This window comes from Neobacillus sp. DFD-2R, assembly GCF_057747865.1.
Genome location: NZ_CM173228.1, coordinates 2,188,520 through 2,210,596 on the forward strand (window position 1 = coordinate 2,188,520; position 22,077 = coordinate 2,210,596).

At 40.7% G+C, this 22,077-nt stretch carries 21 protein-coding genes, 2 rRNA genes and 2 pseudogenes; 21 read left to right on the top strand and 4 right to left on the bottom strand.

Annotated elements, in window-relative coordinates:
- Window positions 1-88 precede the first annotated feature (88 nt).
- From AC3ANV_RS11015 to AC3ANV_RS11115, 21 genes and pseudogenes are all read left to right on the top strand, one after another.
- A 23S ribosomal RNA gene (locus AC3ANV_RS11015) occupies window positions 89-3,027 on the top strand.
- A 75-nt stretch (window positions 3,028-3,102) separates the two neighbouring features.
- Window positions 3,103-3,218, top strand: a 5S ribosomal RNA gene (gene rrf, locus AC3ANV_RS11020).
- A 742-nt stretch (window positions 3,219-3,960) separates the two neighbouring features.
- A complete protein-coding gene (locus AC3ANV_RS11025; protein WP_488313629.1) occupies window positions 3,961-4,818 on the top strand; it encodes a transporter substrate-binding domain-containing protein in 858 nt (285 codons plus the stop codon).
- Window positions 4,819-4,850: 32 nt separating this feature from the next.
- Entirely contained in the window at window positions 4,851-5,633 is a 783-nt protein-coding gene (locus AC3ANV_RS11030; protein ID WP_488313630.1) for an amino acid ABC transporter permease, read from the top strand.
- The gene (locus AC3ANV_RS11035; protein ID WP_488313631.1) at window positions 5,630-6,340 is read left to right on the top strand and encodes an amino acid ABC transporter permease; all 711 of its coding nucleotides are present in this window, start codon (window positions 5,630-5,632) and stop codon (window positions 6,338-6,340) included. Before AC3ANV_RS11030 ends, AC3ANV_RS11035 begins: the two co-directional genes overlap by 4 nt.
- Window positions 6,337-7,068: an amino acid ABC transporter ATP-binding protein gene (locus AC3ANV_RS11040; protein WP_488313632.1), complete on the top strand. Its 732-nt coding sequence runs from the start codon at window positions 6,337-6,339 to the stop codon at window positions 7,066-7,068. The genes AC3ANV_RS11035 and AC3ANV_RS11040 overlap by 4 nt, the downstream gene beginning before the upstream one ends.
- An 85-nt stretch (window positions 7,069-7,153) precedes the next feature.
- A complete protein-coding gene (locus AC3ANV_RS11045; protein WP_488313633.1) occupies window positions 7,154-7,633 on the top strand; it encodes a DinB family protein in 480 nt (159 codons plus the stop codon).
- Between the two features lie 309 nt (window positions 7,634-7,942).
- Window positions 7,943-8,413 (top strand): GNAT family N-acetyltransferase, encoded by a 471-nt coding sequence (locus AC3ANV_RS11050; RefSeq protein ID WP_488313634.1) that lies wholly within the window; start codon window positions 7,943-7,945, stop codon window positions 8,411-8,413.
- A gap of 118 nt (window positions 8,414-8,531) precedes the next feature.
- Window positions 8,532-8,741, top strand: coding sequence for a hypothetical protein (locus AC3ANV_RS11055; protein WP_488313635.1), 210 nt, complete (start codon window positions 8,532-8,534; stop codon window positions 8,739-8,741).
- Window positions 8,742-8,831: 90 nt separating this feature from the next.
- Window positions 8,832-9,098, top strand: a pseudogene (locus AC3ANV_RS11060) (glutaredoxin family protein); the annotation flags it as partial.
- 116 nt (window positions 9,099-9,214) lie between these two features.
- Complete coding sequence (locus tag AC3ANV_RS11065) at window positions 9,215-10,369, top strand: amidohydrolase (RefSeq protein ID WP_488313636.1); 1,155 nt, start codon at window positions 9,215-9,217, stop codon at window positions 10,367-10,369.
- A 505-nt stretch (window positions 10,370-10,874) separates the two neighbouring features.
- A complete protein-coding gene (locus AC3ANV_RS11070) occupies window positions 10,875-11,642 on the top strand; it encodes an ABC transporter ATP-binding protein (protein ID WP_488313637.1) in 768 nt (255 codons plus the stop codon).
- 15 nt (window positions 11,643-11,657) lie between these two features.
- Complete coding sequence (locus AC3ANV_RS11075; RefSeq protein ID WP_488313638.1) at window positions 11,658-12,683, top strand: aliphatic sulfonate ABC transporter substrate-binding protein; 1,026 nt, start codon at window positions 11,658-11,660, stop codon at window positions 12,681-12,683.
- Window positions 12,684-12,694: 11 nt separating this feature from the next.
- The gene (locus AC3ANV_RS11080; RefSeq protein WP_488313639.1) at window positions 12,695-13,564 is read left to right on the top strand and encodes an ABC transporter permease; all 870 of its coding nucleotides are present in this window, start codon (window positions 12,695-12,697) and stop codon (window positions 13,562-13,564) included.
- Between the two features lie 182 nt (window positions 13,565-13,746).
- Entirely contained in the window at window positions 13,747-14,886 is a 1,140-nt protein-coding gene (ssuD, locus tag AC3ANV_RS11085; protein WP_488313640.1) for an FMNH2-dependent alkanesulfonate monooxygenase, read from the top strand.
- Window positions 14,887-15,090: 204 nt separating this feature from the next.
- A complete protein-coding gene (locus AC3ANV_RS11090) occupies window positions 15,091-15,912 on the top strand; it encodes a class I SAM-dependent methyltransferase (protein WP_488313641.1) in 822 nt (273 codons plus the stop codon).
- 587 nt (window positions 15,913-16,499) lie between these two features.
- Window positions 16,500-16,721, top strand: a complete 222-nt coding sequence (locus tag AC3ANV_RS11095) for a hypothetical protein (protein WP_488313642.1) — start codon at window positions 16,500-16,502, stop codon at window positions 16,719-16,721.
- A 144-nt stretch (window positions 16,722-16,865) separates the two neighbouring features.
- Window positions 16,866-17,306: a hypothetical protein gene (locus tag AC3ANV_RS11100; protein WP_488313643.1), complete on the top strand. Its 441-nt coding sequence runs from the start codon at window positions 16,866-16,868 to the stop codon at window positions 17,304-17,306.
- A gap of 134 nt (window positions 17,307-17,440) precedes the next feature.
- A complete protein-coding gene (locus AC3ANV_RS11105; protein ID WP_488313644.1) occupies window positions 17,441-17,656 on the top strand; it encodes a hypothetical protein in 216 nt (71 codons plus the stop codon).
- Window positions 17,649-17,876: a hypothetical protein gene (locus tag AC3ANV_RS11110; protein WP_488313645.1), complete on the top strand. Its 228-nt coding sequence runs from the start codon at window positions 17,649-17,651 to the stop codon at window positions 17,874-17,876. The genes AC3ANV_RS11105 and AC3ANV_RS11110 overlap by 8 nt, the downstream gene beginning before the upstream one ends.
- Window positions 17,873-18,061, top strand: a pseudogene (locus AC3ANV_RS11115) (4Fe-4S binding protein); the annotation flags it as partial. The gene AC3ANV_RS11110 and the pseudogene AC3ANV_RS11115, both read left to right, overlap by 4 nt.
- 182 nt (window positions 18,062-18,243) lie before the next feature.
- On the opposite strand, the gene AC3ANV_RS11120 reads toward AC3ANV_RS11115, so the two are convergent.
- Genes AC3ANV_RS11120 through cysT form a run of 4 tightly spaced genes read right to left on the bottom strand, consistent with a single transcriptional unit; the run spans window position 18,244 to window position 22,031 of the window.
- On the bottom strand, window positions 18,244-19,314 hold the full coding sequence (locus AC3ANV_RS11120; RefSeq protein ID WP_488313646.1) for a sulfate ABC transporter substrate-binding protein: 1,071 nt from the start codon (window positions 19,312-19,314) through the stop codon (window positions 18,244-18,246).
- A 26-nt stretch (window positions 19,315-19,340) separates the two neighbouring features.
- Entirely contained in the window at window positions 19,341-20,429 is a 1,089-nt protein-coding gene (locus tag AC3ANV_RS11125; RefSeq protein ID WP_488313647.1) for an ABC transporter ATP-binding protein, read from the bottom strand.
- The gene (locus AC3ANV_RS11130; RefSeq protein ID WP_488313648.1) at window positions 20,419-21,228 is read right to left on the bottom strand and encodes a sulfate ABC transporter permease subunit; all 810 of its coding nucleotides are present in this window, start codon (window positions 21,226-21,228) and stop codon (window positions 20,419-20,421) included. The genes AC3ANV_RS11125 and AC3ANV_RS11130 overlap by 11 nt, the downstream gene beginning before the upstream one ends.
- Window positions 21,225-22,031 carry a sulfate ABC transporter permease subunit CysT gene (gene cysT, locus AC3ANV_RS11135; RefSeq protein ID WP_488313649.1) on the bottom strand — a complete coding sequence of 269 codons (807 nt, stop codon included), beginning with the start codon at window positions 22,029-22,031 and terminating at the stop codon, window positions 21,225-21,227. The genes AC3ANV_RS11130 and cysT overlap by 4 nt, the downstream gene beginning before the upstream one ends.
- Window positions 22,032-22,077: the final 46 nt, after the last annotated feature.

Below are 22,077 nucleotides of genomic sequence, written 5' to 3' on the forward strand. Positions count from 1 at the left end.
GAACCGAGTAATAGGGAAAAATGCAGTTCAATTTTTCCTTGCCATTTTAGTTTTCTCTCTTAATTAAATAAGAGAAATAAACCTTTTAGGTTAAGTTAGAAAGGGCGCACGGTGAATGCCTTGGCACTAGGAGCCGATGAAGGACGGGACTAACACCGATATGCTTCGGGGAGCTGTAAGTAAGCTTTGATCCGGAGATTTCCGAATGGGGAAACCCGCTGTTCGTAATGGAACAGTATCTTTACCTGAATACATAGGGTATGGAAGGCATACCCGGGGAACTGAAACATCTAAGTACCCGGAGGAAGAGAAAGCAAACGCGATTCCCTGAGTAGCGGCGAGCGAAACGGGACATAGCCCAAACCAAGAGGCTTGCCTCTTGGGGTTGTAGGACACTCAACATGGAGTTACAAAGGAACGGGGTAGATGAAGCGATCTGGAAAGATCCGTCATAGAAGGTAAAAACCCTGTAGTTGAAACTTCGTTCCCTCCTGAGTGGATCCTGAGTACGGCCGGACACGTGAAATCCGGTCGGAAGCAGGGAGGACCATCTCCCAAGGCTAAATACTCCCTAGTGACCGATAGTGAACCAGTACCGTGAGGGAAAGGTGAAAAGCACCCCGGAAGGGGAGTGAAATAGTTCCTGAAACCGTGTGCCTACAAGTAGTCAGAGCCCGTTTATGGGTGATGGCGTGCCTTTTGTAGAATGAACCGGCGAGTTACGATTACATGCAAGGTTAAGTTGAAGAGACGGAGCCGCAGCGAAAGCGAGTCTGAATAGGGCGAATGAGTATGTGGTTGTAGACCCGAAACCAGGTGATCTACCCATGTCCAGGGTGAAGTCCAGGTAACACTGGATGGAGGCCCGAACCCACGCACGTTGAAAAGTGCGGGGATGAGGTGTGGGTAGCGGAGAAATTCCAATCGAACTTGGAGATAGCTGGTTCTCTCCGAAATAGCTTTAGGGCTAGCCTCACGTAGTAAGAGTCTTGGAGGTAGAGCACTGTTTGGACTAGGGGCCCTCATCGGGTTACCGAATTCAGACAAACTCCGAATGCCAAAGACTTATCCGTGGGAGTCAGACTGCGAGTGATAAGATCCGTAGTCAAAAGGGAAACAGCCCAGACCACCAGCTAAGGTCCCAAAGTATACGTTAAGTGGAAAAGGATGTGGAGTTGCTTAGACAACCAGGATGTTGGCTTAGAAGCAGCCACCATTTAAAGAGTGCGTAATAGCTCACTGGTCGAGTGACTCTGCGCCGAAAATGTACCGGGGCTAAACGTATCACCGAAGCTGTGGATTGACATCTTCGATGTCAGTGGTAGGAGAGCGTTCTAAGGGCGTTGAAGTCAGACCGTAAGGACTGGTGGAGCGCTTAGAAGTGAGAATGCCGGTATGAGTAGCGAAAGATGAGTGAGAATCTCATCCACCGAATGCCTAAGGTTTCCTGAGGAAGGCTCGTCCGCTCAGGGTTAGTCGGGACCTAAGCCGAGGCCGAAAGGCGTAGGCGATGGACAACAGGTTGATATTCCTGTACCACCTCTTTATCGTTTGAGCAACGGGGGGACGCAGGAGGATAGGGTAAGCGCGCTGTTGGATATGCGCGTCTAAGCAGTTAGGCTGCAAGCGAGGCAAATCCCGCTTGCGTTAGGCTCGAGCTGTGACAGCGAGGGAAATTTAGTACCGAAGTTCCTGATTCCACACTGCCAAGAAAAGCCTCTAGCGAGATAAAAGGTGCCCGTACCGCAAACCGACACAGGTAGGCGAGGAGAGAATCCTAAGGTGAGCGAGAGAACTCTCGTTAAGGAACTCGGCAAAATGACCCCGTAACTTCGGGAGAAGGGGTGCTCTTTGGGGTGAATAGCCTCGAAGAGCCGCAGTGAATAGGCCCAGGCGACTGTTTAGCAAAAACACAGGTCTCTGCGAAGCCGCAAGGCGAAGTATAGGGGCTGACGCCTGCCCGGTGCTGGAAGGTTAAGAGGAGGGGTTAGCCTTAAAAGCGAAGCTCTGAATCGAAGCCCCAGTAAACGGCGGCCGTAACTATAACGGTCCTAAGGTAGCGAAATTCCTTGTCGGGTAAGTTCCGACCCGCACGAAAGGCGTAACGATCTGGGCACTGTCTCAACGAGAGACTCGGTGAAATTATAGTACCTGTGAAGATGCAGGTTACCCGCGACAGGACGGAAAGACCCCGTGGAGCTTTACTGTAGCCTGATATTGAATTTTGGTACAGCTTGTACAGGATAGGTAGGAGCCGTAGAAGCCGGAGCGCTAGCTTCGGTGGAGGCGTCGGTGGGATACTACCCTGGCTGTATTGAAATTCTAACCTGCACCCCTGATCGGGGTGGGAGACAGTGTCAGGTGGGCAGTTTGACTGGGGCGGTCGCCTCCTAAAGAGTAACGGAGGCGCCCAAAGGTTCCCTCAGAATGGTTGGAAATCATTCGTAGAGTGTAAAGGCACAAGGGAGCTTGACTGCGAGACCTACAAGTCGAGCAGGGACGAAAGTCGGGCTTAGTGATCCGGTGGTTCCGCATGGAAGGGCCATCGCTCAACGGATAAAAGCTACCCCGGGGATAACAGGCTTATCTCCCCCAAGAGTCCACATCGACGGGGAGGTTTGGCACCTCGATGTCGGCTCATCGCATCCTGGGGCTGTAGTCGGTCCCAAGGGTTGGGCTGTTCGCCCATTAAAGCGGTACGCGAGCTGGGTTCAGAACGTCGTGAGACAGTTCGGTCCCTATCCGTCGTGGGCGCAGGAAATTTGAGAGGAGCTGTCCTTAGTACGAGAGGACCGGGATGGACGCACCGCTGGTGTACCAGTTGTCTTGCCAAAGGCATCGCTGGGTAGCTATGTGCGGACGGGATAAGTGCTGAAAGCATCTAAGCATGAAGCCCCCCTCAAGATGAGATTTCCCATAGCGTCAAGCTAGTAAGAACCCTGAAAGATGATCAGGTTGATAGGTCAGAGGTGGAAGCGCGGTGACGTGTGGAGCTGACTGATACTAATCGTTCGAGGACTTAACCAGTTTTAAAGCGAACTCGTTTTTACAAACTTCTTCTGCATTATCCAGTTTTGAGGGAATGAAACCTCAAATAAATAGTCTGGCAGCAATGGCGAGAAGGTCACACCCGTTCCCATACCGAACACGGAAGTTAAGCTTCTCAGCGCCGATGGTAGTTGGGACTTTGTCCCTGTGAGAGTAGGACGTTGCCAGGCGAAAGTGAAGGACAACCTATATATAGGTTGTCCTTTTTTGTATTTTGTCCGTTAGGACAAAATTAACTTCGGTTTGATTCAAGAAGGAGGTGGCATATAAAAAGGGGAAAGTTTCAGATAAATGCTTAAATGCGGCTCATAAAAAAAACTCGGTTTACATCAATATCAATAAGGTGGATAAGAATAAGATATGTATAATTGATTAGTCTCTAAACGGGATCTTTCAAAAGAGCTTCAAAACCATGAAATTTTAGTTAAATGTTTTCGCTATACTCTTTAAATTGATTCATTAAGCGTATCATTTTTTTATTAAAACCAAGTTGACAAATAAGATTAGTGTGGATATAATCAAAAACATAATAATCAATCAATTCAAAATATTGAATGTGCCGATTGGTCTACCAAAGGCTCCCGTTAAAAAACGGGAGCTTTTTTTATTCAATCCTATTAAACTATTTTATAGTATAACGTTACTTTAAAACCAAGGTTTTTAATAGGAATAATAAGTTTTAAAATAATCTATCGATGAAAGGGAGTATTAACGATGAGCAAAGTGAATTGTATAATTCGATCAATTGGTCAGTGGATATTTACTTATTCTAATTTTTAAGGAGGGTGAGCGATTACCACATTAGACTAAAATAAAAATCGGTTTAATAAGTCTGGTGTATATAACGTCTTTCAACAAATAAATAGAATCTGGGTATGCCAAAAAACAAAAGATTAGGGAGGAATTTTTAAAATGAAAAAAAAGTATGGTGTTAGCCTTCTTATTATTTTAGCTTTATTTATCTTTAGCGGTTGCGGTTTATCTACAACCGATAAAGCAAGCTCCAAATCGTCAGATACAAAAAAGACAAGTAATCCTAAGAATGATCAGCAGATTATTGTTGGAACAAGTCCATCTTTCCCTCAAGTTACCTTTTTAGATCAAAATGGTAAACTGACTGGTTTTGATATTGAATTGGTCAAAGCAATTGACGAGCGTCTTCCAGATTATAAATTTAAGTTCCAAACAATGGATTTTGCTAATTTACTTCTTAGTTTAAATACAGAAAAAATTGACTTTGTTTCCAATGAAATGGAGAAAAATAAAGACCGTGCACAAAAATATCTATTTAATAAAGTTCCCTATGCCTTTTGGAAGACCTACATTATTGTCGGAAAATCAAATAATCAACCTATTCATTCACTGGATGATCTAAAAGGAAAAAAAGTGTTAACTACAGCAACAACAGCTGAAGCGAATTTGCTAGAAAATTATAACAAAAACCATCATGATGCCATTCAAATCGTTTATACCAATGGGGCATCCAATGATACTGTAAGCCAAATCACTTCAGGACGTGTAGATGCTACACTAGGTGCTGATTTTTCACTTTCTCTAATAGACCCACAAGGTAAACTGAAAATTGCGGGGGAACCGCTCGCAAGTAATGGTGTCTATTTCGTCTTTCGTAAAAATGATAAAAAAGAACAGATCCTTGCAGATCAAATCGATCAAGCCTTAAATCAAATAAAGGCAGACGGTACTCTATCTAAACTAAGTGTGAAATGGTTAGGACAGGATTACACGAATACATTAGAAACAAAGAAGTAATCTAAAAATAGGCGAAAGGTGAGATCTGGAAATTGGGTAAAAAATTCGATATGACTTATGTTTTAATGCACATTCCCAAATTGATGACGTGTTTAAATATTACCCTGTCGATCGTTGTATTTTCAATGCTAATTGGATTCATTTTTGGCTTACTTACTGCTCTTCCCAGGCTATATAAAATACCGGTTTTGAAGAGAATTTCTGAGCTCTACATTTCATTTTTTCGAGGAACACCAATCTTAATTCAGCTGTTTTTAATTTATTATGGATTACCTGAACTCTTTTTAATGATTCATATTAATATCTCAAAAGCTCCTGTTTTAACGTTTGTTATCCTAACATATGCACTTAATAGTGGAGCATTTCTCTCAGAAGCGATCCGTACGGCAGTTCTTACAGTGGAAAGGGGGCAGGTGGAGGCAGCTTATTCCATTGGAATGACTGGTTATCAAGCTTTTAGAAGGATTGTAATGCCTCAATCATTAGCCATTGCTATACCTGTGTTTGCAAATCTGGTTATTGCCAATTTGAAGGACACATCTTTGGCCTTTTCTCTTGGTGTAATGGATTTAACGGGTAAAGCACAATCACTTGCACAATTAACTCAACACTTTATTGAAACCTATATTGCTCTCGCCTTAATTTATCTTGCTATTAGTCTATTATTGGAAAAATTATTTGCAATAGTGGAAAGGCGTCTTTTGAGACATGAAGTTCAGTTTGAAATTGGTAAGAGGGTGTTTGGAAGAAAAAGGGTGTCAGTGGATGTATTCCCAACGGGCATTAAACTGCTCAAAGGAGGTTCACGATTATGAAATTGGACCCCGATTTTATCATAACAGCTTTTACTAAACTTCTTTCCGCCCTGCCTGTAACCTTACAAATAACGGCTGTTTCCGTTATAGCGGGTTTTTTTATCGGTACAATCGTAGCTTTAGTCCGTTACTTTGAAATTCCATTTTTGCGGACTATCGCGCGTGTTTATGTAGTAATTATTCGTGGAACACCGATGCTCACTCATTTATTAGTAATCTATTTTGGAATTTCGTCTTTGGTAGATGAGTTTGCTTCTTACTTTGGTTGGAAATTTAGTTCATCGCTTATACCCATGATAGGTTTTGCCTATCTATCCTTTTCGATCACCGTAGGAGCCTATCTTTCTGAAGTCATTCGCTCCGGACTATTAGCGGTGAACAAAGGACAATTAGAAGCAGCCTATTCCATTGGAATGACTACCTCCCAAGCATTGCGGCGAATTGTTTTTCCGCAAGCATTGGCTGCGAGTTTTCCTAACTTTTCTAACCTATTAATAGGGATGCTGCATGGATCTACCTTAGTTTTTGCCTTATCAGTAGTTGATATCAATGCAAAAGCACAAATAGTGGCATCAAGTAATTGGAAGTTTTTCGAATCTTATATCGCAGCTGCGGTAATCTATTGGGGGTTAACGATTTTAATTGAACGACTGACTGGACTAATTGAAGTTCGAATTAATCGATTTAACAGAGGAGGTATCGCATGATCCAGTTGAGCAATATCTCAAAGTCATTTGGAGAGCAAGAGGTCTTGAAAAGTATAAGCTTAACAGTAAATAAAGGGGAAGTGGTTGTAATCTTAGGGCCTAGCGGTTCTGGAAAGACAACGTTGCTTCGCTGTCTAAATTATTTAGAAAAGCCAATGAACGGAAGCGTTCGTATAGGAGATTTTACAATGGACTATACACAACCCAGTAAAAAGAACATTTTCCAGCTTCGAAAAAAAACAGCTATGGTGTTTCAACATTACAATTTGTTTAAACATAAGAACGTGCTGGACAATGTGATGGAAGGACTGGTTATTGTTCAAAAACTGCCCAAATCAGAGGCACGGAAAAAAAGTGTGGAGGTTTTAAAAAAAGTTGGCTTGGGGGAAAAGATGGAGTTCTTTCCGAGCCAATTGTCAGGAGGACAACAGCAAAGGGTTGGTATCGCAAGGGCGCTTGCATTAAATCCAGAAGTGATCCTGTTTGACGAACCGACTTCTGCTCTTGACCCTGAACTCGTAGGTGAAGTGCTCGACGTGATTCGTAATATAGCGAAGGAAGGGGTCACGATGATTGTTGTAACTCATGAAATGGGCTTTGCGAGGGATGTTTCGAATCATGTGGTGTTTATGGATAACGGTCTCATTGTGGAGGAGGGTAGTCCTCAAACAATATTCGGGTCTCCAAAAGAAGAACGGACTAGGCAATTTTTAAAGCGAATTATGTAGACCTTCATTAATTTATTAGGAAATATAACAGATGGTAGCAAGAAGAAGACCTATTTTAACAAATTATTAATCGGAGGTTTTACAAATGAGTTCTAATGATGTCAATCTTCAAGAATATTCCAATACGACTGACAATTTGAAAACGGCGATTTGGGGGCTTAATGAAAATAATTTAACTTGGAAGGTAACGGCTGGACAATGGAGCGTTAAGGAGGTTCTATCCCATTTGCTTGATCATAATTTAATCACTTCTTTTCGAATAAGAGAAATCTTGTCTGAATCCAATACTACCCTCCCAGGATTTAATCAGGATAAATGGGTTGAAGGGACTAGAGCCAACGAGGGTTCAACAAGTGATATCCTTGATAGTTTCCAGTCTCTACTTAATTTAAACCTACATTTATTTAGAAGATTATCTAATGAGGATTGGCACAAAAAGGGTGTAAATATCAAAGGAGAGACTGTTTATCTATATGAAATTGTAAATTCCTTCATTAAACATGTTCATCACCATATTAGACAGATTGAACGCATAAAAAGTTCATATTATAGGTTGATTAATTGATTATTGGGAGGGAAACGGTTAGCTCCCACTACACATTATATAGTATTTCATAAGGTGAGTAACAGGAGTCGCTAACTGAGCCATTATCTTCCTCAAACGTTTTGGAGTGGGGAAATTCTGTCATAGGGGGATTGTCCACCTTAGGTAAATATGCAATGCAACCCAGACCTTATCAAATAGCAATTCAATTTTGGCACTGTATTGTTTCTAGCAATTTTCTACTTAATTAAAAAATGGTGTACGGTGTGGAAGGAGAACCCGCTAATTTTATAAATTATTAAATAACACTATATAAGGGAGAGATTCAAAATGGCTATTTTTACCGAAATAATAGCTACAACAGAAGACATACATAGTATTGATTCGCAACAGCTAATAACTCAACTAAGCAACGAACTTGCCGAGCTTTACCAAGTATCCGATGGAAGTGCTGACTTCAAACCTGAAGACGTAGAAGTTCCGAGAGCTGCTTTTGTGGTTGCTCGAATTGATGGTCATCCAGTTGGGTGTGGAGCAATTCGCCCGTTTTCAGAAAACACTGTAGAGGTAAAAAGAATGTATACTGCCCCTGATTATCGTCGAAAAGGTGTAGCTCAAGCCATTTTGGCAGAGATAGAACGATTGGCCCTTCAATTTGGCTACAGGAAGATAAGACTACAAACAGGGCCAAAACAACCCGAAGCAATTGCCCTATACGAACGGGTAGGTTACTATCGTATTCCAAGATTTAGTGGCGATTGGGAAGATATCAGCGCCTTTCAAAAGGATATTCAGATTTAAAATAGATTAAATTACAACTTAACTTTTCTCGAAATCCAACTTATATAAAAGCAGTGGATAACGTGTCTTTTACAATTGAAAAAGGTGAGACGTTTGGTTTAGTTGGAGAATCAGGTAGTTGAAAATCCACTTTGGGCGAGTTCTTTTGCAGTTAGAAAAACTAACGAGTGGAAAAGTATTTTTTCAGGGGCTTGATCTGTCAAAACTCTCTGCAAAAGAATTACGGGCAAAACGGAAACATATGCAAGTGATTTATCAAGACCCATATGGTTCTGTTAATCCACGTTGGAAGGTTGGCGACATTATCAGAGGGCCTCTTCCACATTAGTCGGAGCCACTATTTTTTTAAAAAGATTTTGTAGAGAGCCTTTTTAGTTAAAAGTAAATTGAAAGGGAGGACAAAAAGATGGGATAAGAATTATCAGTTGTAGTTTGGTCAAAAGAAGGTTGCCACTATTGTGGAGAGGTTAAACAATATTTACAAGAACAAGGAATTAAATATGAGACAATTGATGTTACTAATCATGATGAGCGTCGAGATATTTTAGAAGTTAAGTATGATGTCCGAAATGTACCTGTAGTTGAAATTGTCCAGGGTGAGGTATATGAGGGGGTAACAAAAGTAGGTATTGAACATCTTGAAAAAGTACTTGAGAAATTTAATAAAAGTAAAATTCCAGGATAATTCCGACTAAATTCTTGTTTTTAATAGGTTAAAACTTGGTGGATATAGTATTGATATATTGAATAATGGTATTTTAGTAAAATGCTATCGTTTAGATTTATAGGAAGGAGAATGCTATGAATCAGACAGAATTAGAGGCTCATTTGGTTTCTATTCGTCGTCATTTACATCAATATCCAGAATTATCAAAACAAGAATTCGAAACGACCAAGTCCATTCAAAAATGGTTGCGGGAACTAGACATTACGATTCGGAAAACAAATTTAGAAACAGGTGTCTTTGCTGACATAAAAGGAGGAAATAATGGTCCAATAGTTGCTATACGTGCAAATATTGATGCACTTCCAATCGAGGAAAAAACTGGACTTCCCTATGCTTCAAAAATAAAGGGGGTAATGCATGCTTGCGGTCATGATTTTCATACAGCGGCTCTTATTGGAGCAGCCTACCTTTTGAAAAAAAAACAGTCAGAACTGAATGGAACCGTGCGCCTGCTCTTTCAACCAGCAGAGGAATCAGGTGGAGGGGCAAAACAGGTAATAGTGGATGGGCAATTGGATGGAGTGAAGGCGATTATTGGGCTTCATAATAAACCAGAGCTACCTGTCGGGACAATTGGCTTAAAAGAAGGACCGTTAATGGCCGCAGTGGATCGTTTTCATATCGTTCTTTATGGTAAAGGGAGCCATGCAGCGATTCCTGAAAATGGAAAGGACCCGATTGTTACTGCCGGTCATCTTATCACTGCTCTTCAGACAGTTGTAAGTCGGAATGTGTCTCCGCTTCAAAGCGCTGTATTGAGTGTGACGAAAATAATAGGTGGCAGTACGTGGAACGTTATACCAGGTGATGTCATACTTGAAGGTACCATTCGAACCTTTGACACTGCTATTCGTGAAGACGTAAAAGCAAAATTCTATACAATTGTCGAAGCAATTGCCACAGCTTTTTCGCAGAAAGTTGAAATTGACTGGTTTTCAGGTCCACCACCACTTGTTAATCATAAGACTATAACAGAGATTGCTAGAAATTCTGCTAAGCAACAATCCTTGCAGGTTATTGAACCAGAACTATCAATGGCTGGTGAAGATTTCTCCTATTATCTTAACAATGTCCCAGGGACATTTGCTTTTTTTGGTACGAACGGGAACGAGGAGTGGCACCATCCTGCATTTACCCTTGATGAATCAGCTATAATAAAAGCTGCTTATTTTTTAAGTGACACTTCGAGAGAATTATTAGATCGACATTTTGCTATTCCTACATCATGAATGAAGTGTGAGTATTCCTTCAGGAGAATCTAATAGAAGATTAAAGATCTTCTTAATTCCAACTTGACAGATAGGGTTAATTAGTTTAATCTATTATTAAGATATGAATTTTCAAAAAATAAGCCGACTGGATTTCCAGTGGCTCTTGATTTCAAGGACAATGAATCGAGAACTTTGATGTTTATCTATTGGAATATTGCTAAAGAAAAAAAGAATGAGTATTATAACTTTTGTTATAATTAGAAATATTTACAGGGTCTATCAGACAACTGAAGGCTCCGACTCATAGATACTATGAGTCGGAGCTTTTTTTATTACATATGATTCAAAATATTTTTAGTTGTTTAATAGTTTGAAGCTTTTTTTGTCTATTAAACCAAGTTAACAGATAGGAAAAGTAGTATAAGGGGGTGGCATTTAAAATGTGTAACAACATACAAATGCTTTTTAATCGTTAAAGAAGTCAAATGATTGTTTATTCTATTTTATAAGGAGGAGAAGTATAGTGAGTGTTTCGGTGACGTCATTGAATAAAGCATTCATTAAGCTACACAAAAAAACACAAGTATTAAATGATATTAATTTCCAAATGAAACAAGGCGAATTCGTAACTGTTATCGGACCGAGCGGATGTGGTAAAAGTACACTGTTGAAGCTTATTGCCGGACTTGATAACGAATATGAAGGAACTATCAAAATCAATAACCAAGAAATTGCAGGACCAAGCATAAAACAAGGATTTATTTTTCAGGAACACCGTCTTTTTCCTTGGCTGACTGTGGAGAAAAACATTGCAGCTGATTTATCTCTTAAAGACTCTAAGATACGCAGCAGGGTTGATGAACTCATTGAAATTGTAAGATTGAAGGGGTTTGAAAAAGCATATCCAAAGGAGCTGTCAGGAGGGATGTCACAACGGGTGGCGATTGCCAGAGCGTTATTGCGGGATCCGGAGGTGCTGCTGCTTGATGAACCGTTCGGTGCACTTGATGCATTTACACGAACACATTTACAGGATGTGCTGTTAGAGATTTGGCAGCAAAAGAAAACGACTATGATTCTAGTTACGCATGACTTAGATGAATCTATTTATCTTGCTGATCGTGTCGTGATCATGAGTGCAAGACCAGGTCAAATCAGCAACATCATTCCGATCGATTTACCGCACCCTCGGAAAAGGGCGAGTCGGACATTCCAGGAATTTAGACAAAAGGTACTAAGTGAATTTGAAAAAGTAGAAGAACTTCAGTTGATTGAAGGCTCAGGAATTTAGAGGGGGATGGAAAAGATGATTAAGAAGTTGAAGGTTTCGGTTTTAATACTTACAGCAATTATGATAGTTATTTTATCAGGATGCTCATCAAAAACGACAAAAGCGAATGAAAAGAAAGGAAAGAAAGAAAATCTAACTGTCAACATAGGAATTCAACAAAGCCTGGGACCGTTATTAATCGCAAAGGAAAAAGGATGGTTTGAAGAAGAATTCGCAAAGGTTGGCGTAAAAGTAAACTGGACGGTATTTCAAAGCGGTCCGCCCCATTTTGAAGCAATGGCAGCCAATCGATTAGATTTTGGCGCAGTGGGTAATTCACCTGTAATTGCAGGGCAGGCAGCAAATATTCAGTTTAAAGAAATTGCAAATGTAAGCGATGGTCTTAAAGGAAATGCGATTCTTGTACGTAAAGACAGTCCGATTCAAACTTTAAAAGATTTAAAAGGGAAAAAAATTGCAGTGGCAAAAGGAAGCAGTGGGTTCAATGTATTGTACCGTGCTTTAGATAAGGCTGGATTGAAACCGGATGATGTCAAAATTATTCAATTACAACCGGATGAAGCACAGCCGGCGTTTGAAACAGGAGCAGTAGATGCTTGGTCTATCTGGGAGCCTTTCGTTTCACTTCAAACTCTAAAGAAAAATGCAAGAGTATTGGCGGATGGTAAATCATTGAATGTTTACTCACCGGGTTTTGTTATTGCACGTACAGAATTTACAAAAGAGCATCCTGATCTTGTTGTACGCTTTTTAAAAGTATTCGAAAAAGCGCGTCTTTTTGAAAAAGAAAACCGTAATGATGCAATCGGTTTGTATGCTAATGCGAAAAAAATTGATAGAGATGTAGTAAGTAGAGTACTCGAGAATAATCAATCTCTTAATCTGCCAATATCAGAAGACATTATTAAAGCACAGCAGGATACCGCAGATTTCCAATATTCCCTTAAAGCAATTACAAAGAAAATCGATACATCAAAGGTTGTCGATAATTCTTACATTAAGCAGGCATTAAAGGAACTGAAGAAAGAACAAATTAAGTGAGGTGATTTGGGATGAGCAAAGCAAAAGTAGCATTTCCATCCGATAATTCGGTTAGAGAATTTAGGAAACATCCAGTTGCTAAACAGTTGAAGGGCACTAAATTGCAAGGTCCTGGATTAATAATGGTACGCGGTATAGTGTTGCCTATCCTCATTATAGTTGTGTGGCAATTGGTAGGATCACTTTTACAGGTTTCTAATACGATATTGCCGACACCCTTAGATATTCTTCATTCATTTCAGGAATTAATACAATCGGGTGAATTATTTGGGCATTTAAAAATCAGTGTTACACGTGCTCTAATTGGATTTATATTAGGTGCAGGTTTAGGTCTTCTGTTTGGCATTTTGACCGGCCTTTCTAATAAAACAGAGCAATTTGTTGATCCTTCTTTGCAAATGTTACGAACAGTGCCCCATTTAGCATTATCACCCTTGTTTATACTTTGGTTTGGTTTAGGGGAATTATCAAAGGAATTATTAATTGCACTTGGAGCATTTTTTCCTTTATATGTAAATGCGTTATTAGGCATTCGCGGAGTTGATAAAAAATTATTTGATGTAGCGCGTATTTTGGAATTTAGTAGATGGAATCAAGTAACAAAATTGATTTTTCCGGCTGCTCTTCCAAATATTTTACTTGGGGTTCGTCTATCATTAGGCGCCGCTTGGCTAGGCTTGGTTGTTTCAGAATTGATGGGTGCAAGCGAAGGAATCGGCTATTTGATTATGGATGCAAGGCAATTTTCCCGCACTGATGTTGTTTTTGTCGGCATTATTATCTTTGCTCTTGGCGGTAAATTAGCCGATTCGATTGTTCGTATATTAGAATCTAGATTATTAAAATGGCGTGATAGTTATCAGGGAGAAAATGCTGCTTAATCATTAAAACCTATACGGGACAAGAGATTACTTTTGTAGATTCTGAAATTGAACAAAGGTTGAAACCTGCTATAGGCCAACTACTAGTACTATATAACAAAAAGAATTACAAGAAATTCGATAAACGTTAAATGACTAATGTATAGATAAAAAATAACTTTTAACAAACAGGGAGCGAAAAAATGGAAATTTTATGGTTTATTCCAACTCATGGAGACAGCCGTTATTTAGGAACAACTAATGGAGGACGCTTAGCTGATTTTTCTTACTTTCGTCAAGTCGCTCAAGCGGCTGATCGTCTTGGATATACAGGGGTATTAATTCCAACAGGAAGATCGTGCGAGGATCCATGGACGTTAGCTTCATCGCTGGCGGCAGTTACTGAACGATTGAAATTTTTGATTGCTGTTCGGCCTGGAATTATGTCTCCTTCTGTCGCAGCAAGAATGACTTCAACCGTGGATCGCATTTCAAATGGACGTCTTCTTATTAATGTCGTCACAGGTGGTGATCCAGTTGAATTAGCTGGTGATGGAATATTCCTTGCGCATGATGAACGTTATGAAGTAACAGATGAATTTTTAACCGTTTGGCGTAAACTTTTAGAAGGAAAAGAGGTTCATTATGATGGGAAACATGTGAAAATAGAAGGTGGGAAACTGATCTTTCCACCTGTTCAGCATCCCCATCCTCCTATTTATTTTGGCGGCTCATCGCCAGCTGGGCAAGCTGTTGCTGCAAAACATACAGATGTTTATTTAACATGGGGAGAGCCGCCTGCACAAGTGGAACAAAAAATAAAAGAAGTTCGCCTCTTAGCAGAGCAAGAAGGAAGAACAGTACGATTTGGCATTCGCTTACACGTAATTGTAAGAGAAACAGAAGAAGAAGCATGGGAAGCTGCTGATCGTTTAATTAAATATGTAGATAATGATACGATTGAGGCAGCACAACGTACCTTAGCCCGTCAAGATTCTGTAGGGCAGCAAAGAATGATGAAGCTTCATAAAGGAGGAAGAGAGACGTTAGAAATAAGCCCTAATCTTTGGGCAGGGGTTGGTCTCGTTCGCGGTGGAGCCGGAACAGCACTTGTTGGTAATCCAACGCAAGTGGCAGAGAGGATGAAAGAATATTTAGCGTTAGGTATCGATACATTTGTGCTATCCGGATATCCTCATTTAGAAGAAGCGTATCAATTCGCAGAGTTAGTATTTCCGCTTTTACCGCTGAAAAATAGAGACACGATCAACATCAGACAACAAAACAATCAGCCAATTGGAGAAATCATTGCGAATCAGTTTGTTCCGGAAAAAGTAAAATAAAATTTATTTTAGCAAAAAGGGAGGGATACATAGACCCCTTCCTTTTGTTTTGAATTAAAATATGAATTAACCGAAACTTTTGGTTAATCATCATTTTAATGGTTTGGCTAATGGTTGATCTTTTTCTTTACTTGTACATAAAGGTTATAGAGATTTCTGAAAATGTAATCATCAAGCAAGGACCTAGTGAATGGAGGTTATAAAATGATACCGGCAGGCAATATAAAAAGCAACATTGAGAGATTTTCAGGATTTGAAAATATTTATGACAAGTATCGCCCCGAAGCTCCGCAAAAAGTGGTTGAGGTGCTTACAAGTTATCTTAAAAGGAGACCCTCTCTCGTTGTGGATCTGGGCTGTGGTACAGGCTTATCCACTTTTATTTGGAAAAATCATGCCGATCAAATTATCGGTGTAGAGCCGAATAATGACATGATCAAAAAGGCTAGAGAAAAATTGAGTCATTTGAGCGACGCAAGCCATTTATCTTTTGTTTCGGGTTTTTCGAATCAATTAGAAATGGAATCTGGTACTGTAGACGTAATCACATGCTCTCAATCGTTCCATTGGATGGAACCTGTAAGTACTTTGGAGGAAGCATCTCGAGTTCTTAGGGAGGGCGGAATTTTTGCTGCCTATGATTGTGATTTGCCGCCGACCAGCAGTTGGATTATTGAAGATGAATATATCAGACTTATAAATAAAGCAGACACTCTTATCGCCAGGATCACGGAACAAGAAAACTTCGTAAGAAGATGGGATAAAGAGAAACATTTGCAAAATATCGCACACAGCCAAGCTTTCCGGTTTATGAAAGAGGTTGTGTTTCACAATTTGGAAACGTGTGACGCGAATCGTTATGTCGGTCTGGCGCTAAGTCTGGGTGGGCTGCAAACGGTTTTTAAACTAAGGTCATCTGACTTGAATGCAGATATCGAAACATTCAGAATGAAAGTAGAAGATCACTTCCAGGGGGAGACACTAGATATTATGTTCAGCTATAGGATGAGACTAGGAGTAAAGTAACTATTTACAATAAATAAACATTGATACAAGACGGCCTGGTTAGCTTGAAAACAATCATATCGAAATAAAGTCCCGGCATTAGAAATAAGGTAATTAATATGAAAGTCAGTTATGTGTCTAACCTGAACTGCCCGAAGTGTCATTCTGTCTATTGATATTGTTCATAATGTTTTTCGTAAAAACCCCCCGGATAGTTGATAATTAGTGAAAAAACAAGAAAATCTAATAGGTTCTTCCTCACTGGGGGAGTTTGTTGTTAATTAATCCGGATAAACAATTTTCACCTCTTTTTAAAGAGATTATTACCGAATATATTTCATTTTATAGACCTACTTTTCCCTCAAAAATTAAATCTTTTAATGGTTTTCTGCTGCTTGGATTCTCACGCGCTTGCAAATCCGCTTAGGGATTCTTTTTTGCCACGATAGCCAATGCTTATTACTGTATGAAGATCAAAATCATCCGGGACATTCAGCAAGCTACGGGCTTTATCCTTATCGAAACCCCCTATAGAGTGTATGGTATGTGAATTCTGATTTTAAAGAACGAGAGACGGCAAGAAAAGCCGAGAAGCGTTAGGCGGCTATTTGGAAGATCATAGTTGGATGAATCGTGTGTTGAATCGCACTTTCCAGAACGTGAATCAAATCGCTGCATGGGGCTATCCATTTCTGGTTGACGAAACAGGTGTTTCCCATCGAGGCACCCTACAAGGACCGGAATACATGAAGCTAATAAGAAAACAGATTCAAAAAGCCAAAGTCCGTATACTTGATCATAGCCCTGCTTTGGAATTGCTAGCTTATTAATATGGGGTAGCAGGTGCCACTGGAATTAACAATTAAACAAATGAAACATGGCGGGTTGATGCTGCAGCAGTTGTTATTGCGACAGGAGGGTGTGCTTTCCTTAGTAAAGCTCTCGGTACAAATGTGTTAACAGGAGACGGGTATTTGCTCGCTGCTGAAGCAGGAGCAAATTTTTCGGGAATGGAATTTTCTACGGCTTATTCGATTGCTCCTGCTTTTTCTCCCATAACGAAATCGGCTTTCTATACCTGGGCAACCTTTTATTATGAAGACGGTACGGTGATTGAAGAGGCTGGTTCGCAAAGAGGACGTTCCATTATTGCTCGAACGGTGCTGACGCAACCTGTGTATGCACGGCTTGATAAAGCGGATGAGAACATGAAAAAGCTATGCGTAACGCACAGCCTAATTTCTTTCTCTCGTTCGACCGACTGGGTATCGATCCATTTAAGCAAAAATTTCGGGTCACATTACGGTTCGAGGGAACGGTTCGGGGAACAGGGGGCATCCACATTGTGTATGAAACTTGTGCGACTCAAGTTCCAGGCCTTTATGCTGCGGGCGATGCGGCAACACGTGAGCTGATCAGCGGAGGATTTACTGGCGGGGGCAGTCACAACGCGGCTTGGGCTATGTCTTCCGGCTATTGGTCGGGAGAAGCTGCTGCAAAGTTTGCAATCAAGCAGGGTATCCACGCATCTGACAGAAATGCACAAGGCTTGTCGGTAGCTTCAGGTGTTCCCAAGGAGCCGTCTACACATTCAGGTGCACTGGATTCTCTAGAAATTGTGAAAGCAGTGCAAAACGAAGTGTTCCCGTATGACCGCAACTGGTTCCGAACCGGTGTTGGTATGAAAGAGTCTATTGATCGTTTGGACAGCATTTGGGCTGAGCTGAAGCGGGGGGATTCAAGCAAGAGATGGCAATATGGTTAGATTTCGTGAAGTTGCTCTTATGTCGGCAACTGCCAGATGGATGTATACAAGCGGACTGGAACGGAAAGAGACTCGAGGCATGCATCGCCGTGAAGATTTTCCAGCAATTGACCAAAGGCAGCGGTATCGTATCCTAAGTGGGGGATTAGATCACACATGGGCGAAACCGCTCGTGGATCAAAATTCCAAATCGTCCATAATGGAGGGAACCGTTACATGATTAAACTGTTAAGCAAAGAACGCTGTGTAAGTTGTAATCTATGTGTATCTGTTTGTCCTACCAATGTATTTGAAACTGTAGTGGGGGATGTTCCTACTATTGCTCGACAAACTGATTGTCAAAGTTGCTTTATGTGCGAATTGTATTGTCCGGTGGATGCTATATATGTAATACCACTAGCTGAACAATATCGGGTGGGGTAAAGGAAGAACGTCTACTACTTCATCTGACCAATCTTATATTGTTATGAAACGCATGCAGGATTCTCTTTAATGAATTCATAATTCAAAAAGGAACGATGCTGCTGAAGCTGCATCGTTCCTTTTTAAATATTATCTTTAACCTTGAGATGAATAGAAAGTTATCATTAGTTCCCTGCTACTACCTGATCCCATAAACCACCGTCACTATAAAGGTCATTTCCAACTTTGTTCCAGCCTCCTAAATAATTAGTGTCGAACAATCCTTCCGGTTGTTTAAATTTGTTGGCATAGTCTTTAGCTACGGCCGGATCGACTGAGCGGAAGCCGCTTTCAGCAAAAACCTTTTGTGCTTCCGGTGTCCATAGAAAGTTCAAAAATGCTTCTGCAACTTTTCGTGTACCGTGCTTATCTACATATTTGTCTACGATAGCAGCAGGATTTTCAATTGAAGTTGTGTATTTGGGAATAATCTCCTCATATTTCTTACCCGATTTGATACGGTCAAGCAGCTCATTTTCATAGGTAATAATGACGTCGCCAGTGCCTTTATCGAAGGTTGACATCGATTCCTCGCCACTTTTGTCCAATGATTTTACGTTTTTGTATATTTTACTGAGTAATTCCTTAGCTTGAGCTGGATCTTGTTTCGCCGTTTTTTCTTCCGATACTTTCAATCCTGCTCCATAAATAGCATTTACATCCCAGCGTGCCCCTCCAGAGGTTTTCGGATTGGGAAATAAGACTTGAACACCTGATTTGGTTAGATCAGACCAGTCTTTAATGCCCTTTGGATTACCATTACGTACTCCGAATACCGCTATTGATTTAGTAATTATGCCTCCATGTGGAACGCTTTTCCAGTCATGAGTAATCAATCCGGCCTTTACAATTTTGTTGATATCTCCTTCGAGAGATAAAGCGGCAATATCAGCCTCAAAGCCATTGGCAATGTTGAGTGCCTGCGCCCCTGAACCTTGATAGGACTCCTTGAATACCACTGTTTGCCCAGTCTTTTTCTTCCATTCTTTTTGGAACAAAGGGAATATTGCTTCAAATTCATCCTTGATTGTAGAATAACCGCCAATAGTAAGTGTAACAGTACCATTGTTTTTAGTAGCCGATTTTCCTGCATTTTCTGAATTACTTGGTTTACTAGAAGCAGAGCAACCAGAAAGTACTACTGATACAAGTAAAATAAGTATTGCGGAAAATGAAAAAATCTGGTTTTTTTTCATACTTTTTCTCCCCTTTAAATTAAATGTTATATAAAAACAGGCATTGGATCGATTTTAGATTGATTTTCCAACACTCGAGTTTCTGAAGGTGTGAACACGGATAGCTTATGGATTAATAGATTAACCTTGTCGCCCGGCTGTAAGGCTTTCTGATTAATTGCTTGATAGGCAAATAATTTGGTATTACTTGCAATCTCAATTTCCAGAAACCAGGAATCACCGCGAAAGTGCACCTGTTTGACCGTTCCTTCCTGCCCGGCACTTGCAAGATAGGATGTTTTTTCAGGACGAACCTCAATCCATTCGGGACGGATCAAAACTTGAACATCTGAAGTCGAATGTTTACTATTCTGATAGTCCGATAGTTCAGGAAAACCGGTGAGCGAAATTGGTACATCAAGTTTGTTTGATTCGCCGATAAAGGATGCAACGAATGCAGAAGCTGGATTGTTGTAGATCTCCCATGGTGTTCCCTGCTGCTCAATTGTTCCCTTTTGAACAATAATAATTTGATCAGCAACCTCTATTGCTTCATCTTGATCATGTGTCACAAAAATCGTTGTAATGCCAAATTCATTAATAAGGTTACGCAGCCACAGACGCAGTTCCTTACGAATTTTTGCGTCTATTGCGGCAAACGGTTCATCCAATAAAAGTAGTTGCGGTTCGGGTGCGAGTGCTCGGGCAAAGGCTACCCTCTGACGCTGTCCCCCTGAGAGTTGGTGCGGATATTTGTTTTCTTTACCTTCAAGCTCCATTAGTTTTAGAAGATAAAAAACCCTTTCCTTAATTGCAGTACGTTTCTGTTTTTTGACTTTCAAGCCATAAGCGATATTGTCAAAGACTGTCATGTGCTTAAACAAGGCATAGTTCTGAAAGACGAATCCAATGCCGCGTTCTTGTACAGATAACGAATTGGCCAGCTTGTCATTAAAATAAATTTCCCCGGAAGTTGGCTGCTCAAGGCCGGCCAGCATTCGCAAAATAGAAGTCTTCCCACCGCCGCTAGGACCCAGAAGTCCGACGAGATGTCCTCTTTCGATTTTAAAACTGGTTTTATTAATGGCTTGAAACGTCCCGAAATGTTTTTCCAACTCTTTGACTTCAATGTGCATGAAATTTATCTTCCTTTCTTTTTTTCATCCATTCCAAAATCAGCAGGACCGTTACGGAAAAGAGTCCGAGCAGCAGCGCGACACTGTTGGCGGCAACGATATTGTTGTCCACTGAATCTTGATAGACCAACGTGGTTGCGGTTTGCGTCTGATTGATGATATTACCAGATACGACTAATACAGCCCCAAATTCTCCGACTGATCTTGCAATTGTTAGAACCAGTCCGTAATATACCGCCCAGCGAATAGAAGGCCAGGTCACCTGAAAAAAGGTACGGAGTGGACCGGCACCCATGGTCGCTGAAGCTTCTTCGGAAGTGATACCAAGCTCTTCTATGACGGGAACAATCTCACGGATCATTAGTGGGAAGGTGACAAAAACTGTTGCCATCACCATTCCAGGAAGTGCAAAGACGATTTTTACTCCGGCATGTTCAAAAAACATCCCTAGTAGTGTATTTGGCCCAAAGAGCAGGATGATCATTAAGCCACCGATTACAGGAGAAACAGCAAATGGTAAATCGACAACGACATTGATCAAAGGACGAAGCCATTTTGAAATCCAGGTACCGCGTACGATTTCCAGTGAAAGCAGAATGCCAATTACAGTGTTCAGAAATACGACTATGATTACAACAATTAGACTTACTGTCAAAGCATGAATGGCTTCCGGTCGCTTTAAAGCTTCGAAAAATGGACCGGCTCCTTTTTGAAAAGCGCTAATGACAATACTGGAAAATGGCAAGATAAGAATTAAGACAAATATTAGTACAGTGATAGCAATGAAGAGCTTTCTCATATTTGTGTGCCCCTCCTTTTTTGAAAGACATTAACCAGTAATAAAACAATTAAAGAAATGGTTATCAGTACAATAGAAACAGCAGCCGCACCTTGGGTGTTATAGTTTTCAATCTCACCGTATATGTATACAGAAGCGACCTGTGTTTTTCCCGGAAGGTTCCCGGATATGAGCGAGATGGCTCCGAATTCTGATAGTGCCCTGGAAAAGGCCAACATGCTGCCAGCTATGATGCCAGGAACAACAGAAGGAAGAAGTACCTTGAAGAAAGTAAACACTTTACCTGCACCCAACGTATAACTGGCTTGTTCTTCAAACGGATCGAACTGCTCGATCATCGGCTGTACTGTACGAATGACAAAAGGAAACGTAATAAATACCATTCCGATAACAATTGCAACCTGATTGTAAAGTAGATTGATCCCTATTGATCCTAGCCATTTTCCAATTGGGCTTTGTGGGCCTAGGAGAGTCAGCAACATTAAACCCGAAACGGCAGTCGGCAGAGAAAAGGGAAGATCCACCATACTGCTAAACAGTCTGTTCCCCAAAAAACGGTAACGAACTAAAACGAAAGCAATAAAGGTGCCGATAACAGCCTGAATCAAGGTAGTTAAAATACTAAGTTTGAAGGTTAAAAGAATTGCTTTCCAGGCAATGACACCGGAAATTTCTTTCCAAAAGGGCTCCCAGCCCAGAGAAAAACCTTTCACATAAACTGCTGATAACGGCAAAACGACAAGGATGAGAAGATAACTAATAAGGATGGACCGCTTCGCCGCTCGATAACTAATTATTTTCATATTAACACTCCAATTTATAGTATTCATACCAGATTAGTATGAATTA

Bases quoted from the DNA above. Each gene is read 5' to 3' on its own strand.
- AC3ANV_RS11025 (WP_488313629.1), top strand. From the start codon at position 3,961: ATGAAAAAAAAGTATGGTGTTAGCCTTCTTATTATTTTAGCTTTATTT.
- AC3ANV_RS11035 (WP_488313631.1), top strand. From the start codon at position 5,630: ATGAAATTGGACCCCGATTTTATCATAACAGCTTTTACTAAACTTCTT.
- AC3ANV_RS11040 (WP_488313632.1), top strand. From the start codon at position 6,337: ATGATCCAGTTGAGCAATATCTCAAAGTCATTTGGAGAGCAAGAGGTC.
- AC3ANV_RS11045 (WP_488313633.1), top strand. From the start codon at position 7,154: ATGAGTTCTAATGATGTCAATCTTCAAGAATATTCCAATACGACTGAC.
- AC3ANV_RS11050 (WP_488313634.1), top strand. From the start codon at position 7,943: ATGGCTATTTTTACCGAAATAATAGCTACAACAGAAGACATACATAGT.
- AC3ANV_RS11065 (WP_488313636.1), top strand. From the start codon at position 9,215: ATGAATCAGACAGAATTAGAGGCTCATTTGGTTTCTATTCGTCGTCAT.
- AC3ANV_RS11075 (WP_488313638.1), top strand. From the start codon at position 11,658: ATGATTAAGAAGTTGAAGGTTTCGGTTTTAATACTTACAGCAATTATG.
- AC3ANV_RS11080 (WP_488313639.1), top strand. From the start codon at position 12,695: ATGAGCAAAGCAAAAGTAGCATTTCCATCCGATAATTCGGTTAGAGAA.
- ssuD (WP_488313640.1), top strand. From the start codon at position 13,747: ATGGAAATTTTATGGTTTATTCCAACTCATGGAGACAGCCGTTATTTA.
- AC3ANV_RS11090 (WP_488313641.1), top strand. From the start codon at position 15,091: ATGATACCGGCAGGCAATATAAAAAGCAACATTGAGAGATTTTCAGGA.
- AC3ANV_RS11110 (WP_488313645.1), top strand. From the start codon at position 17,649: ATGGTTAGATTTCGTGAAGTTGCTCTTATGTCGGCAACTGCCAGATGG.
- AC3ANV_RS11120 (WP_488313646.1), bottom strand. From the start codon at position 19,314: ATGAAAAAAAACCAGATTTTTTCATTTTCCGCAATACTTATTTTACTT.
- AC3ANV_RS11125 (WP_488313647.1), bottom strand. From the start codon at position 20,429: ATGCACATTGAAGTCAAAGAGTTGGAAAAACATTTCGGGACGTTTCAA.
- AC3ANV_RS11130 (WP_488313648.1), bottom strand. From the start codon at position 21,228: ATGAGAAAGCTCTTCATTGCTATCACTGTACTAATATTTGTCTTAATT.
- cysT (WP_488313649.1), bottom strand. From the start codon at position 22,031: ATGAAAATAATTAGTTATCGAGCGGCGAAGCGGTCCATCCTTATTAGT.